Raw genomic sequence first — 17,538 nt, forward strand, 5'->3', positions numbered from 1 at the left:
GGCCGGTTACTTTTCATATCTTTCTTATATTGTTGAAAACTAATTTATAAAAAAGACTTAAAACCACCTCCCCTCTCCTTCGTCGAGGTACTCCTCCTTGCCAGGAGGAGAGCTGATTTACAGCTTGAAAAACACTATATATGTGAATGTTTGAATCTTTTGGAACACCAAAGGGCATCGCCCCTTGTTTTGATGTTAAGGACCTTCAGTCTTTTATGTAGATTGACTAGCTTTAGCTTAATGACATTAGCCGTGTGACTCTTGTCGCTTTATAAATTAAGCCATCCAGGTCATTCGACAATTCAACAATTGATCAGTTCGGCTCCCGATAAGCAGAAGGATAAGCAGTTCGACAGATCCTTAGCTCAACTCCTCTGCTATTAAGCTCTTACTCCTATAACTCCTTTAGTAAAATGTTTTTCTTACTATTATGCAATAGCTCATTGAACTCTTCGAGAATATCCTCAAGGTTATGCAAATGAATGGTTTCTTCAAAGTGCAGATCACGACTACCCTTGGTATCTACCATTCTGATCACATCCATTACTTTTAGCTTATTAATATCCATTGCAGGCTGATAATAGGTTTCCTTATCATCATCATTGCTTACCTCTGAGAAGACATTGCTTAAAACAAGCTCATACAGCACCTCATTTATTAACCGAATAGGTAGTTTAAGCTCATTGGATAACTCCATGTTATTAGGGGCTTTTTTACCCCTTTCAAAGCGTTTAATGACAAATGATGCAACCATAAGGATTACATGTCTCTTATAAGCGTTGCTAACCCTCCTTGTGTCAGCATCAAATTCATAGCTATCCGCATTTTGAAAGGCAAATGACAACTCGGCTCCAAGTAATACAATTAACCAGCTGGCCTGTAGCCAGATCAGGAAGAATGGCAAAGCAGCAAAGCTACCATAGATGGCATTGTAACTGGTAACCGAACTTTGAAAATGCAGGTAGCCGTATTGGAGCAGTTGAAACAGGGACCCGGATAATATTCCACCGAAAAGTGCAGCTCTGAACTTAACGCGGGTGTTGGGCATGATATACAACATCAGTGTAAAAACTATCCACACCAGCACATAAGAAGAAACATAGATCATTCCTGAAGCACCAGAGCCTTCAATACCAAAATTACGCAACTGATCCTTTACTATCACAACAGCACCACTGCTTGAGATCATAAATACCACAGCTATTAACATCAAAGAAATATAATCGCTGAACTTTCGGATAAAAGAGCGGGCGTGTTTAACTTCCCATATATCATTAAAGGAATGTTCTATGTTACCGAATACCTTCATAACAGACCAGAATAAGACTACAAGTCCAATACCTGCTATTTCACCTCCAGGTGTCCGTTCGAGGTAATTCAAAGCGAAGTCAGACACAAATTCGAGCACCTCTTCCTGTCCTTCAAGTTTGTCGGTTAATATTGCCTGTAATTTATGATCCAGGCCAAATCCCTTAGCAATACCAAAAGCCAGGGCAGCAACAGGGACAACAGATAATAAAGAGTAAAAAGTAAGCGCTGAGGCCTTAAGCTGGCATTTGTCATTGATAAAGCCTTGCACTGATATGCTTAAAATGCGAATGGTACGAATCAAAAAAAACTGCCTCTTTGAGGAGTTTTCTTTTCTTATTCGCCATATCTCTTCATTGAAAAAATGGATGATCTTAGCTATTCGTTCCTTCATTGTGTAGTGGTTTATTGAAAGAAAAAAGAAATAGCAAGTCTGTAAGCCGGGTCCTGTACTCCCGAGGGAGTGTCTATCATTTATCTAAAATAACAGTCACCTGTTACTTTTAGCGACCTACCCCTCATAACATCTTTCGAAACAGTTCGAGCAGCCCTGCTCCTTTCGGAATTATGATATACATGGTCTTGCAATCCGTAAGACGTACAACTGGGATAGTCACCTACCCCATTGGTGAGCTCTTACCTCACCTTTTCACCCTTACCCTAAGGCGGTTATTTTCTGCTACGTTACTAAACCCTCACGAGCTTCTTCCTATTCAGAAGTACGGTGCTCTGCATTGCCCAGACTTTCCTCTCCAACCTATTGATTGCAGCGATAGACCGACTTGCTATTGTGCAAAGCTACAATAAATTTTATTCAATCTTAAACGGCATGTACTTATCTAACTCAACTAAATGAGCGTCTTTGTATCCAAGTGCCTTAATGCGTTGCAGTTCCGCTTCAGCAATATCCCCTTTAAATTGCCCTGTCGTATAACGAAAAATCTTATCCTTCATACGAAACTCCATGACATCATCTATGTTTTCAAAATGCGATAAGTATACAGGGAAACGAAATGCACTCAGCTGAACTGTATATACCTTATCTGGATCTATCTTCTTTGAACTTTTTACAGAACTACCTTTAGCATAACTTCCGTCAATGGCGTATTTACGGGTATCAACAACAAAAGCCTGATCATACCCCATGGCTTTGACACTTTCAATTGCAGCTTTTGCCTCATTGTAGGAATTATACTCCCCAACACAGAAGCGCAGGTAACCGTCATCACAGCGATATTCACGCGCCATATCCACATTTCTAAAGAATTCAGGAGCCTGGGGTGGCAGTTTTAAGGCTATGATCTGAATGGCAAAGTATGGAGCCTGTGCTTCGCTCATACTTATAATTTTTTTATTTGTTCGTAACGCTTCCAGTTTATCTGCTTTAGCACCCAGACTAAACACAACTATAAAAGCATATATGATCACGTATTTTAGTTTCATTATTGACACGTTATTACCGTTACACAAGTCCTTTAATTATTCAAGTATACGCCAAACAACAACCTCAATCCGGCGGTTTATCAAGTGCTCACTGTCTGAACAGTAAACGCCACGTTTACACTTGTTTTTCAAATAGCGCTCTCCGTAACCACGAGGTATCATTTGATCATCATTAATACCTTTAGAGATCATTATCTGTTCCGCTTTTTCAGCAATGCTTTGCGAAACATTCAAGTTGTTATACCTGTTACCTTTTGCTTCCGTATGACCGTTTAACTTTACGACAATATTCGGATTCTGCAATAAATAAGTAGCCAATTCATCCAATACGGCCAGTCCTTCTTTTGTAATTTCATTGCCTTCATAAGGAATGATCATTGTACCTATATCGTCTAAAACATCATCTTTGAATATAGGTGTCAGGCTTAAACCATTGTTATTGATATCTTCGATTTCCATGATATTAACTATCATTCGCTTGGAATTAAATTCACCTCCTTTTGAGAATTTAATTTCAAACTCCTGATCGTCTTTCTTGTATTCATCAGGGATAACAATCGACACTCTTCCATCTTCTCCACTAACACCTGAAGCAACCAATGTTCCATCATTAGCGTCACGTATTTCAACCATGACACCTTCTATAACACCACCGTTGAATGTTGAAGTAATTTTTGTTTTTAAGCTTGCAGGGAACATTGACAGATCAACGATCGGAATAATCACTGGTGTATCATCAACAGGCACCTCTTCCTGCATATCAACCACCGGCACTTCGTCTAAACCGAAAATAGGTGGTGCATCGTCCTCTTCTTCTTCCTTTTCCTTTGGTGCAATAGCGAAAATGGCATCATCACGACCAGAACCAACACGGTTTGATGACAGGAAACCTCTTTTTTCATCGCCAGGATTGATCACATAACCAAAATCATCTTTACCACTGTTTATTGGCTGCCTCATGTTGGTCACATTTGCAAAGCCTGAATCTGTTTTCTCAGCCTTAAAGATGTCTAATCCTCCAAAACCAACATGACCATCAGATGCAAATATTAAGTCACCATCCTTAGTTATATAAGGCCATTCTTCGTTACCGAATGTATTAATCTCAGGTCCAAGGTTAATTCCTTTAGTAACATCTCCTGACGACATGATCTCAGCTTTAAAAAGGTCTTTACCTCCCTGACCATCACGTTGCGTTGACGTATAGTACAAAAATTTGTTATCAGGAGACACTGCCGGGTGAGCCACGTTGTAATCATCTGAGTTGATGGATAATACACGCTCATTGATCCAATCGTCTCCGTTAAACTCAGCGGTAAATATTTTTAAGCGGCTTTCTCCACCTCTTACGCGCACAGGTTTTGTGTAGAATATACGCCTGTAATCGCTAGTAAAGGCTGTGGCACCAACGTGTGAATCAGATTCAAGGTTCTTAGAGAAAGATTTACTTCCTTCTTGAAGCTCTCCATCAACTAATTTTAAAAACGCCAGGTTAAGAATTCCTTTACCGGAACGGTCCACCTCCTTACTACGTTCTTTTTCTGCTGAATATACAACCCCATCTTTATAATACTGAATACCAAACGATACATCACCTACGAGCATTGTTTCAGGGTTTACAACAACAGTTGTATCCAATCGTCCATTTTTCATCGCCCATTCACAGGATTCAATCAACTTGTTCATATCGATCGGATTAACCCCCTCTACTTTTTTGGCCTTTTCGTACCACTCAATGGCGAGATCAAAACCACCCTGCATATGCCAACATGAAGCATAATTGAGGATGTCAATACCTTCAAGCGCATCTTCCAGTTCAATATACGCATCAAATGCGCTCTGAACGTCTTTAAGACCATAGTGACAACGAGCAATTTCAAGCTTTGTTTGGGTGTTAAACTGAGCACCTTTCTCCTCAGCAATGTTATAATACTCCAATGCCCTGAAATATTCTTCGTTTTCTAAAAACTCTTGTGCCTTCTTCAGTTCATTGCGTTGAGCAAATGCCGGTGTCAAAGACAACAGCAACAAAAAAAGAAGTGTTATTCGAGAATTAGGTTTCATCGGTTAAATATTTAATCCAAAATTCTTTTTAAATACAATCATTGATACTCTGTTAGAAGTATCTAATTGAGCGCATTCCTGCTCTCTTATTGAAAGAGAAATCAAACTGTAATCCTATTTCGTGCGAACCATACTGTCCATAGGTCGCCAACTTTGACAATGAATAGTCAAATGAATATCGTACTGTCCACTGACGGTTAATGATAAACTCACTTAAAACCACGACCTCAGATATACTTCTGTAGCCGGCTCCTAACCAGATACGCTCGTTTAAAAGCACATTAGCTGTCAGATCAAAGGTAAGAGGTGCACCAACAACTGTTCTGATTAAAGCAGTTGGCTTAACCTTTACATCGCCCCAGTCAAAAATGTAACCACCATACCAGTATGAATGTAAATCTTTAAAGCTAACGGTATTTTTGAATTTACCTTCTTCATTCGCTTCATCAAAATCGGGTCTGAAGAAACGTGGTATCGAAAAGCCAGCGAAATAATTCTCGGCATAGTAATATGCTCCAATACCGAAATTAAAGCCAATTAAGGACTGTTTACCATCAAAAACGGGGTCTCCATAGTCGTGTGTTATAGCCTGTGTTCCGTCATATACATTTGAGGTAACACCTAGTTGCAATCCCAGGGCCAGAAAATCTCTACGTCCCATCTGCAGCTTATATGAACCCGCCGCCATAAAGTTGAAATTATTGGAGAATCCCAAACGGTCATTTTCCAGCACTACTCCAACTCCAAGGTTAGTATCCTCAATAGGCCCATGGACATTGATGGCCTGATTCATAGGTGCATCACTCATCCCTAACCATTGATTACGGCTAATAATTAAACCACTAATGACATCCCTGGTACCATTATAAGCCGGGTTTAAAACACCCTGATTGCTGATATAGTGATTGTATTGAGCCTGGTCCTGACCACTAACAATCACCGGTAAGGCAATCAACATTAATATAGGCAGTAGATATTTCATGTGTTTAAATTTTATCTTCGATTGTAACTACACCTCCCACCAAGGCGGGAGGTGACAATTAACTACTTTTATCTTCTAAGTTCAATAAATCCGGTATATTCTTTTGATACAGTCTCTGAGCTTCCCGTGTCTTCATCTTCAACACTGATGTCAACTTTGAATACATAGTAGTATGTTCCACTTGGTAAGTCTGCTCCAAGTGTAACCATTCCTGCATTGGATTTACCATCCCAGAAGTCCTCTGTGTACTTCTTACCCTGCGAACGATACACAAGCGTACCCCATCGGTTATATACTTCTAATTTCGATTCAGAAGGCTCTGTTTTAAACTGACTGATCACAAATTCATCATTGAATCCATCACCGTTTGGTGAGAATGCATTAGGAATCAGTAATTCATCTTCAGCCTGGTTAACGTTACCTGCAAAGAAATAGATGCGGCCTCTGTCATACCTGTTTGAACCAAGATAATCGGTGTTATAGACAACATAGTCAATAGAATCACGTCCATAGAAACTTGGTAACTTGGTAAACACTATACTTCCGTCTGCATATACTTCAACCAGGTTCATGTCATTACCATTCCTGTCTTTGGTATGCTTAGGCTGTGGAGCTTCAGAATCCCATGGTACCAGTTCGCTAAGATCAAGTTCTTCTTCGCATCCTAATAACTTAAAGTAGATATTCTTCGACGGACCTACATTAATATCGATAGCTGGAAGACTTACATCATTGAACCATACGCTGGTATCACCAACATTTTGTCCATAAGTCACAGGTAGGATATCATCGATAGCCTCAAGAGGTTTCTCAAAGATATTAACGCTACCGGCCATCAACCTTGAACAACCATTTTCTTCGGCAAGAATAGTATAAATACCACCCTCTGGAATAGAATTGTTGAATAAGAATGGATTTCCTGTACCACTGTCTAATACATAGTCTGGTGAATAAGGTACATTATCCTTCAATAAGGTATACCTAACATCAACGGTTGACAATTCAAGACCGATCATGTCTACATTGATCGAACCGGTTCCAACTTCACCTTCTTCAATATATTCAAAGCCACCTTCGTTTGTACCTACCTTCATCCTGAATTGCTGTATTTCAGAGTAAGCCGAAATTACGAAGTCGCTACTATTAATATCACATCCACTATTAAACGACTTGGCAATTACATAGTAAGTACCTGCAAGTACGGACTCTTTAAATTCACGAACACCAGCATCACCTGATAAGAAGCCGATTCTGTTACCTGTCGCTTTCTCTACGATATAGTAGTCAACTCCTGATTCGACAGCAGTTAATACAACTTTAACACCTTCTGCATCCCAGCAGTAATTCATATCAATGCTGGCCTCAAGAACCGGTAATCCAGGAGCATCTTTAACCGATACGCGTACAACATCCAACACAAGATCACATGTTGGTGTTCCAACCGCGACAACCTCGTATAGATTGTCTCCTATCTCATCACACAATATTGGTATTGTCAATGCATTACCGTCACCTGTGGCAGTCGCTACAACATTATTCAACTCATCTACAATATTGTAAACACGAGTATCCTCACTGCCATCTAACTCAATATCAATCGTCGTTCCCTGACATACATTAACAAACTCGGTGGTTGTTACATTAAATGAAAGAGGACTTGAATTAGAAGTGATAACAACTGCATTTCCGCTATTCATTTGAGTAACACAGCCATCTCCACCATAAGACGCAATAATGGTATAGGTTCCTTCTGGTAATAAACCAAGACTTAACTGGTTGCCAGATGCATCACCGACTACTTCAGCCTGAAGTTCCATGGCAAGGTTAAATACCTGGTATGTTATGCCATCCTGCTGACCTGCAAGGGTAATATCGACACCTCCATCAGCTTCGCAGTATGACAGTTCGGTATTAACAATGTCATAGTTAACAATATCGGCATCCAGACCAATGGTCACTTCACCATTCATGTTTGAAGTACATAGCGTTGTACTGTTATAAGCTACTACAGTATATACACCAGCAGTAGTAAACGGACCAAATGTCAATTCGGCACCTGAACCACTTACTCGTGTTCCTTGCTGGATTCCAGCCATTTGCACAATATACTCAACGCCAACCTCTGAGCTTTCAAGGCTTATAAACGCACCTGCTTCGGTCGAACAATACTTACCAGAACCTGATATTTGATAAGCAATCGGAAGCGGATGTACGATCAAGGTCTCACGGTTAAGCATTTCAATGGCACAACCAGCACCATCATCGGCTAATACATAGTACTCACCCGGATTATTAACAAGATCAAAGGTAATCGGTGTACCACCTCCAACTATAGTCTGCTGTGCAGTTCCGCTGTTACTTCCAGGAGCATCAGCCAGGTAAAGGGTATAATTAACACCATTATCACCAAATGCAACACCAAACTGCTGACCAGGATCACCATTACAGATATCACCACTTCCGGTAACAGCATATTGTTTCATAGCACCCGGCACATCAATATAGATTGTATTAATAAGCGTTTGTTCACAACCATCTTTATCGGCGTAGACCTCATAAGTAGCATCAATATCAAGTATAGCAAATGGGAATTCTACATCATTACCATCACCGGTCACACTATTTCCGGTTCTTATACCTGATTTAACCAACTCATATACCACCCCTGCTTCCGAGGCTTCTACTATAACAACTGCACCGTTGTTACAATCAAGACCTGTTCCCGGTTTGATACTAAGCACTTTCGTTAAGTCGGCAAATAATTTCTCGGTTATTGCAACGCGTGGGTTCATTTCACTCGTACATGAAGTAACACCGTCTTTGCGCATCGCTACAATATAATAGGTATCGGTACCTGTTATTTCAAAGTCAAGAATACCTCCATTACCATCGACCCAAGGTCCGGTAACCAAGTCACCCTCTCTTTCCCAACGGTACTGAACATCAGATTCTGAACCATCTAAGTGTAAGAAGGTTGTACCTCCAGTACAGTAGTCACCATCAGAAGTGACATTAAATACTACTGGCAATGCATCTTCAACAAGAATCAATTCATTATTCATTGATGATGAACAAACAACACCAGTTGTTCGTGCTTCAACACGATAAGTTCCTGCTATTCCGAAATCGCCAAAGCTTAATGGAGCAGTATCATCATCCAATGTTCCGGTAACAGAAGACACCGATACATTATCCTGGAATAATTCATAATCAACACCATTCTGCTGACCTGATATAGTGATAGTTACAACACCACCCGGACAGAAACGTCCATTATTAGTCGCTTCAAGATCATATGATGTTGGTAAGGCAACTTCCAGCACGGTAACAGCACCGTTCATCGGATACTGACAACCAGTAGTCGTATTGACAACCACACTGTAACTACCTTCAGTAGTATAAGGTCCGAATGTATGCGCAGCACCATCGCCCGTCCATGAGTCTCCTATTTCAATTCCATCACGAATGACGCGATACTCAACTCCTGATTCTGATCCTTCAAGAACCACATCAGCACCTGAACTTCCTGCACAGAAACTACCATCACCTGTTACATCGAAACTTGCGTAAGTTCCGTCAGGGTCAATGGTAAATGTATTACTCATTAAACTACTACAGCCTGTGGCTGTGTTAGTTGCCATTATAGTATACTCTCCAAAAATCGTTTGGAAACCAAATGTTATTTCATTACCGGTACTTCCGTTAACAACGGCTCCTATGTTACCACCATCAAGCATTAACTGGTAGCTCACCCCGGTTTCTGAATTTTCAAGTTTGACTTCATGACCAGCTCCACCACCGCATCCTGTTACAGTTCCTGTCGGCAGAATGCTGTACACAATCGGTAGATCGTTTCGTGTTATAGTTACACGGTTGTTCATCTCAACTTCAGATCCTGGTACAGTTGGATAGAAACCTTCGACTCTGAACTCTTCACTAGTAAGAGCAGCAGGCACAGTTACATCATCCCACCGTACTGTGTTTGAACCATCAAACAATATGATTGGATTGATCAACTGATCATCAGATGTTCTGATCAATCGGTACGACACACCTGCCTGTGGTGCCGCCAGATAAATACTAACACCCGATGCATCTTCACAATACTGTGTATCAGAAGCTAACAAGTCATAAGGCGTGATACCATCAACAACGCTCATGGTAATATCGGCCGAAGCCATACAGCCATTTGCATTATATACATTAACTGATATTACATCACCATCAACCAAATCATTTACCGGACCATATGTATCAACTACTGAACGCACCTGAACAAGAACAGTATTTTTGAAGAACTCATACTCCACTCCACCTGTTGCTGTAAAAGTAACATCAGTTCCAGATATGATATTCGGACCGGTATTGGCAGTAATGCCTGCGGTCGGAAGTGAGTTAACAGTATGAACGAGTTCTGCCGACATTTGAGAACAACCAGTTGTGGTATTCGTCACGTTAACGCTAACACGATCACCATCAACCAGAGCATTTGTAACGTAAGTATTTGTTGTAGAAGCTGCTCCAACACTAATTCCATTAATAAAGAATTCATACAGATCACCACCTGCTGCAGTGAAAGTAACTTCATCGCCAACACAAATCACGTTATCCGCATCAGAACTTGTAATATCTGCAGTTGGTAATGGATTGACACTAATGGCAATTCCAGCATGTGTATCTTCACAAGCAGTTGCATTTGTAACTTTCACTTTTACAACCTGTCCATCAGTTAAACCAGACGCAACAAAAATATTACTCGTTGGATCGGCAACAACCTGTGGTACATCATCGATCAAGAATTCATAAGTCACACCACCTGCCGCAGTGAAAGTAACATCTTCGCCAGCACAAATTGTTGTACGATCAGCAGCAAGCACGGCAGTTGCCGCGTCTTCTGTTATGTTAATCGCAGAACTTGTAGCCTGACAACCATTGCCATCAATCACAAGAACTTCAACTTTGAAGTCACCTGCAGTAATATGCTTAAATTCAGTCGCTACACCAGGTACACCCTGAGCAACATCATCGAGAATGAATTGATAGTTGACACCACCACCAGCTGTAAAGGTTACTTCCTGACCAGGACAAGCGTTACCAGTAGGTGCATCACTTGTTAATATTGGTGTTGGCAGCGGGTTAACAGTATGAATCAATTCTCCTGATAATGCAGAACAACCACCCGGACCAACAGCCACGTTAACTGATACACGATCACCATCAACCAAGCTTGAAGTAGTGTAAGTATTTGTAGCAGAACCAGCTCCAACGCTAATTCCATTCACAAAGAATTCATACCATGCACCACCTGAAGCTGTGAATGTAACTTCATCACCAGCACAAATAATATTATCAGCATCCGAACTTGTCAGTCCCGGAATTGGTAATGCGGTTACAGTAATAGGAATACCAGCATGTCTATCGATACAACCATTTCCATTTGTTACTTCAACTGTAACAACCTCACCATCTGTTAATCCGGAGGCTACATAAACATCAGCTGCTCCAGGACCCTGAACAGATGTTACACCAACGAAAAATTCATAGCTAACTCCACCAGTTGCATTAAAGGTGACATCGTCACCGGCACAGATAGTAGTATTATCGGCTGTTAATCCAGCTGTTGCCGGATCGAAAGTTATTGTGAGTGGTGCACTTGTTGCAATACAACCATTTGCATCGGTCACAATAACAGTAACATTATAAGGATTATTTGTTGGGTGCGTATAATTTAATTCAGTCGCTGCTGCAGCAGGTCCTTGTGAAATTCCATCCACAAAGAATTCATATAAAACACCACCACCTGCAGTGAAAGTTACCTCTTCAGCAGGACATGCAATGTTGCCTGCTTGATCGCTCACCAATGTTGGTGTTGGTAAATTATTCACTGTCATTGTAATAGGTGGAACGGATGAACCACGACAACTTCCTTGAGTAGCCTCAACAAATATCTGGTCTCCTGTAGACAATGCATTATTAGTATAAATATTTGATGCACTGCTTTGTACAAGACCTCCATTTAAATAGAAGTCATAACTATCATAACCTGGCGTAGCCGTAAACTCGACATTAGTTCCATCACATACCGTAGAGCTTCCGCTCGCCGGATTAGTTATGTTCAATGCAACAACAGGGTTAGCATTTACGATCATTGTTATATTGACAGACTGATCGAAACAAGCTGTTGTATTATCGGTAACTATTACATATATAATATCTCCGTTTTGCAAAGCACCATCAGAATATGTTGCGGTAGTTGAGTTTTGTACAGAAACATCTGAAGCGCCTCTTACGCGGTGGAAATCATAATTATAGTTCCCTGAACCTCCTACACCTGCTGCATTAAATGTCACTGTTGTTCCCGCACAAATTTCAGTACCTCCTGAAACAGGTGCACTAATACTAATATTAGCAGTAACATTATTGACAGTCACCAAGACATCATCACTTGCAGAACAAGTTGTTGCCGGATTGGTTACAGAAACGCTGTAAGTAGTTGTTGCTGCCGGAGATACATTAATGGTTTGTGTGGTTTCACCCGTACTCCATAGGAATGTAGCACCAACAACTGATGTGTTTGCAGTTAAAGCAATAGCCGGATCACCAAGACAGATAGCCTGGTCCAAACCTGCATCAACATCAGGTAAAGGATTAACAGTAACAATTACATCATCACTATTTTCACATCCTGTCGAAGTATTAGTGATGGTTACTGTATATGTTGTTGTTGCGGCAGGCGCAACATTAATACTCTGTGTAGTTTCACCAGTACTCCATAAATACGAAACCGTTGGTACAGTGCTGTTAGCTGTTAAGGTAACGGCAGGGTCGCCGGCACACATATCTACATCAGCACCAGCACTTACATCTGGCAATGAATTAACATTAACTGTTACATTATCAGTTGCCTCACATCCTGTTGCAGGATTAGTCACAGTAACAGTATAAACTGTTGTAACTGCAGGTGATACATTTATAGATTGCGTTGTTTCACCGGTACTCCATAAGAAAGTTGCACCACCAACTGATGTAGCAGCAGTTAATGTCATTGCAGGATCACCAAAACAAATAGTACGGTCAAGACCAGCATCAACATCAGGTAGCGGATTAACATTTACGGTGACAATATCGCTCGCTTCACATCCCGTGGCCGGATTTCTTACTGTAACAGTATAAACTGTTGTTGTTGCAGGAGACACATTAATATTTTGTGTTGTTTCACCGGTACTCCATAGGTAAGTGGCTCCTCCTACTGATGTAGTTGCGCTTAATGCAACTGCCGGATCACCAAAACAAATGGTTTGATCTAATCCTGCATCAACATCAGGTAAAGGATTAACAGTAACAATAACATCATCACTATCAGAACAACCTGTTGTTGTATTAGTAATGGTTACTGTATAGGTTGTTGTTGCAGCTGGTGCAACATTAATACTCTGCGTTGTTTCGCCAGTACTCCATAAATAAGATACAGTTGGAACACTTGAAGTGGCGGTTAATGTAACAGCAGGGTCGCCAGCACACATATCAACATCAGCACCTGCACTGACATCAGGCAGGTCATTAACATTTACAGTTACATTATCACTTGCATCACATCCTGTAGCAGGATTAGTTACGGTAACAGTATAAACAGTCGTTGCGGCAGGCGATACATTAATGGTTTGAGTTGTTTCACCAGTACTCCATAAGAAAGTTGCCCCACCTACCGAAGTAGCTGCAGTTAATGCTACGGATGGATCACCAAAACAGATGGTTTGATCTAAGCCGGCATCAACATCAGGCAGTGGGTCTACGTTTACAGTTACAATATCACTCGCCTCACAGCCTGTTGCTGGATTAGTGACGGTAACAGTATAGATAGTTGTGGCAGCAGGAGATACATTTATAGTTTGAGTTGTTTCACCAGTACTCCACAAAAAAGTAGCGCCACCAACAGATGTAGCTGCAGTCAATGCAACAGCCGGATCACCAAAACAAATCGTCTGGTCTAAACCGGCATCAACATCAGGTAAAGCATTTACATTAACAATAACATCATCACTTGCTTCACAGGAAGTTGCTGCATTGGTAATTGTTACTGTGTATGTTGTTGTTGCAGCAGGTGATACTGTAATACTTTGCGTTGTTTCACCAGTACTCCATAAGTATGTTGGAGATGCTACACTTGTATTAGCAGTTAATGTTACAGCAGGATTGCCGGCACACCATTCAACATCGGCTCCGGCATCTACATCAGGCAGTTCATTAACAATAACAGTAGGACGTACTACCGGCATCTCAGATGAACAGAATCCATCATCAGCAACTACATAAAAAGTATAACTATTAGGTGTTGGTATTGTTAGGTTAAAATCAATTGTTCCGTTTTGTCCACCAGAAACACCTTTAGGCGAACCAGAATCTTCAGAAAACAAACGATAAGTCGTTGTTACACCTTCTGAATTAGCTAATTGCATAGTAAAAGCTTCTCCCTGACAAACATCGGCTGGTCCAGACAGATCATATACACTTGGCGCTGGTCTGACGCGAACACTTTTCCAAAGCTGTCCCTGACGATTTGATGGGGTACCCCTTACACAAACTACATATAACTCTACACCAATGTATCCATTAGGCACATTACTTGGGGTAAAATAGTAATCTGAACCATCAACCCTTATTAATTCAGGTATCACTGTTCCTGGATTACCTGTTCCGTCAATCTCGGTTATCTCCCAGAAATACTCAGTCCAGGTTGGAACATCAGGACAATTGAGCAATAAGTCAGCGTCATTATCACAATAATTATCATTAACACAAGATTGTCCAGCAGCAAACTGGCCACTGAACGAGAAAAGCGAAAGCAATAGAAAACAATTAAGTAAAAGTCTTTTCATCTTCCTGGTTTCTTTAGTCATTAACATTATCGATTACCTTAATAAGAAAATGCGTACTGTAACCTCGTCCGTCATTGGTATATTGCGAATACACCAAGGCGACTTCCCTGTCACCAATCTTCTTATATATCTCACCAGGGAGCAGATAGTACCTTCCCCTCTTCTTTTTAATACATCCTTTTATTTCATCGCCGGTAAGCCCTTTGCTTTTTGCTTTATTGACAGTCCATACAAACCGGTCAAATGGGATATACTTGCTATCCTCAGGTTTACAGTCAAGCAGAACCTCAGAATCGCTGGCTAAATAAACTTTTTTAAGGCAAGGCAAATGTTGCTCATTACTTTGAGCATAAATATTTATTGCACCACCAAAGCCAAGCATAATGAATGCAAAAAATAAAATCTTAATAAATTGTTCTCTCATCATAAACGTGTGTTTATTTCAGTCCCCAACTCCACAAACCCTCTACACAGCAATAAAAATATAATTTCGTTCCCAATACTGACAAAGGATAGAAGTTATTATTATAATTATTTTATCAACACCCAAAATCGGGCGATTAACATCACAATCATCACCACTTACTTCACTTCCAACCCACAGTCAACACAAACGAACTCTCCCAAATATTAGAGTTTTTACGTCATTACTCTGCAGAAGTTACACCTCATCAGGCATTCTTCGCACATTACCTTATATTATTTTTATGTCAATTATCGTATGTTATCCGTTTTTCATTTTGATACCTAGACTAACCAATAGCTTAGGCCTTTCTTCAAGGGCGATTCGCACCACCTTAACATAGTCACTTACATAACTTTGCAACTGAACGAGTAGTTTCTTTTTGTCAACCGCCAGACTACGTACTTTCCCCTGCGCTTCAAGACACACCCTTATTTTTCGCTCCAGTTCGTCAAGATCGGCATCCATAATTTTAACATCATCCTCACTAATATTATAAACACTCAATTCACTTAACCAATCTTTATTATTTAGCAGACTTGACACGAACGCTTTTACCTGAAGCACAAATTCATTCTTTGTACGCGCCCTTGCCCCACCTAACATCAAAGCAGCACTTGCCCCGGCATTATCGGCCAATGCAATCCTGGCTAGCTTTAAATAGCGCATATAATCTTTTTTCAGGCGCTCATAGAGCTTATTTTTTTCATCATACACATACACCTTATGATGCTTCGCCTCCTCCATTTTTTCAAGCAACACACTCAGCTCCTGATTCAGATTATACATACGACTTAACTGAGCTTCACCATATCCATATTTATCCACGGTCCTCTTTACATCTTCCTGATCCATGCTATTTCGAAACAACATCTCGACTCCGGACTGATACTCACTTATTCTGTTCTTTGTATAATGCATGCTATAAACCTATATTATATTTCTAATAATAAGGACAATCTGACTAAATACGATAAACATCGTAAATATTTGTAATTTATTTCAACATTTACAAATTATTTTAACTCTTTTTATCAGTTGACTCTTTCTATTTATTAAATGTTTCACATGATTTATACAATAGTTTCATTCATATTTTAATAAGGTATATCAATTAAATATATATTAAATCACATTTCAAATTTTTATTGAAGCGATTAGCAATAAGACTGACTCATTAATATGTAAGAATTCAATTAAGTATAAAACACATTAATGATTTAACATTCAGAAATAAATTCAATGCATTATTTGGCAAGTTTAGGTTTCAAAAAGAAGTAAAATGACTATGTACTGGCGGAATACAAATAAGAAAGACAAGCAAATAACCAGGATATCCAGAGAACTGATCATTCTAATTCAAGTATAAGTAGCACACAAAAGTGATATTAATATTGGCAGTCATGCGATGAAGCCTCATTTAGAACATGTTAGTCCTGACATTTTTATAGCGATATTGAGACACTGCATATCGATCAATTAAAAGCCCGCTCTAATTTAATAGAGCGGGCTTTTAATGAAAGAATACATCTTCTAGCGCTTTACAACAATTCCGAATGTTTCGAGCAATTGCGGTTGATCATCCAGAGCAATTTTTGCCACCCAATAAAACTCCCTTATCCATCTGTCTAAGTGCGCAATAGCATCATCTTTCAACTGTGTAGCATGCTGTGCCTCCCCCCGTTCCTTGATATAACCGGCACGCGAAGTAATCAGTGAATCTATATCCAGCTGTAATTCTTCAACCTCAGCAACAGTTACCTTTAGACGTGCAAGCCTTGACTGTACCTCTTCCGAAGAGAGAAATACATTGCAAAACTGCTGTACACAATCGAGCCAGTTGAGATAAGCAGCAGGAGTATCGCCATGTACATTGAGTCTTTGAATCATTAGGGGGTGATTACGATACAGTACTTTGGCTTTTTTACGCAACATTCGATACCGGGCGTCGATCCGAGCCTTGAAATCTGCGAATAATTGATAAGCTTCTTTTGATTCAATGGCTTCCTGACGGCTAGCATCGTAGCACGCTCTTGCTTTATCAAAAACGAGGCGCCCTTCTGCCAGGACCTCCTCACTGTAACCATACTCGGCCATCACACCCGATATTTCTGGTTGCTTTTCAAGATTAGTAAAGATAAATTGACCTCGTTCTAAGATCGCCAATTCAGAATTCGTTTTTCTCATAACATTATTGTTTTAGAAATTAGTAATTAATCTGAATAGGACAATTTGAACCGAAAGGCTTAATGAAGGTAATAAAATATTGCTATAGTCATTCACACTACAGCACATACAACACAGGAACAATGCCAAACAACAAGATGAAACACATTTACACAATTAGGATAACCGTAATCTGAGAAATGAAAAAGCCTGCCCGTTTGTGAACGGGCAGGCTT

The 17,538-nt window shown here is 40.2% G+C and carries 8 protein-coding genes and 1 other RNA gene; all 9 read right to left on the reverse strand.

Annotation, left to right across the window (positions count from 1 at the left end):
* Positions 1-394: 394 nt before the first annotated feature.
* Positions 395-1,702, reverse strand: a complete 1,308-nt coding sequence (locus ACRD69_RS09535; RefSeq protein ID WP_430814846.1) for a YihY/virulence factor BrkB family protein — start codon at positions 1,700-1,702, stop codon at positions 395-397.
* Between the two features lie 26 nt (positions 1,703-1,728).
* Positions 1,729-2,097: RNase P RNA component class A (gene rnpB, locus ACRD69_RS09540), an RNA gene on the reverse strand.
* A gap of 21 nt (positions 2,098-2,118) precedes the next feature.
* Positions 2,119-2,751, reverse strand: coding sequence for an SPOR domain-containing protein (locus ACRD69_RS09545; RefSeq protein WP_430814847.1), 633 nt, complete (start codon positions 2,749-2,751; stop codon positions 2,119-2,121).
* A 36-nt stretch (positions 2,752-2,787) separates the two neighbouring features.
* Positions 2,788-4,815 (reverse strand): OmpA family protein, encoded by a 2,028-nt coding sequence (locus ACRD69_RS09550; protein WP_430814848.1) that lies wholly within the window; start codon positions 4,813-4,815, stop codon positions 2,788-2,790.
* 52 nt (positions 4,816-4,867) lie between these two features.
* Positions 4,868-5,797, reverse strand: a complete 930-nt coding sequence (locus ACRD69_RS09555; RefSeq protein WP_430814849.1) for a PorP/SprF family type IX secretion system membrane protein — start codon at positions 5,795-5,797, stop codon at positions 4,868-4,870.
* Between the two features lie 68 nt (positions 5,798-5,865).
* The gene (locus tag ACRD69_RS09560; protein WP_430814850.1) at positions 5,866-14,673 is read right to left on the reverse strand and encodes a T9SS type B sorting domain-containing protein; all 8,808 of its coding nucleotides are present in this window, start codon (positions 14,671-14,673) and stop codon (positions 5,866-5,868) included.
* Positions 14,674-14,686: 13 nt separating this feature from the next.
* Positions 14,687-15,100 carry a hypothetical protein gene (locus ACRD69_RS09565; RefSeq protein ID WP_430814851.1) on the reverse strand — a complete coding sequence of 138 codons (414 nt, stop codon included), beginning with the start codon at positions 15,098-15,100 and terminating at the stop codon, positions 14,687-14,689.
* A gap of 297 nt (positions 15,101-15,397) precedes the next feature.
* Positions 15,398-16,057, reverse strand: a complete 660-nt coding sequence (locus ACRD69_RS09570) for a PQLLE family protein (protein ID WP_430814852.1) — start codon at positions 16,055-16,057, stop codon at positions 15,398-15,400.
* A gap of 612 nt (positions 16,058-16,669) precedes the next feature.
* Positions 16,670-17,323, reverse strand: coding sequence for a PQLLE family protein (locus ACRD69_RS09575; protein ID WP_430814853.1), 654 nt, complete (start codon positions 17,321-17,323; stop codon positions 16,670-16,672).
* Between the last annotated feature and the right edge of the window lie 215 nt (positions 17,324-17,538).

This window comes from Carboxylicivirga agarovorans, from assembly GCF_050589845.1.
Classification (GTDB): domain Bacteria; phylum Bacteroidota; class Bacteroidia; order Bacteroidales; family Marinilabiliaceae; genus Carboxylicivirga; species Carboxylicivirga agarovorans.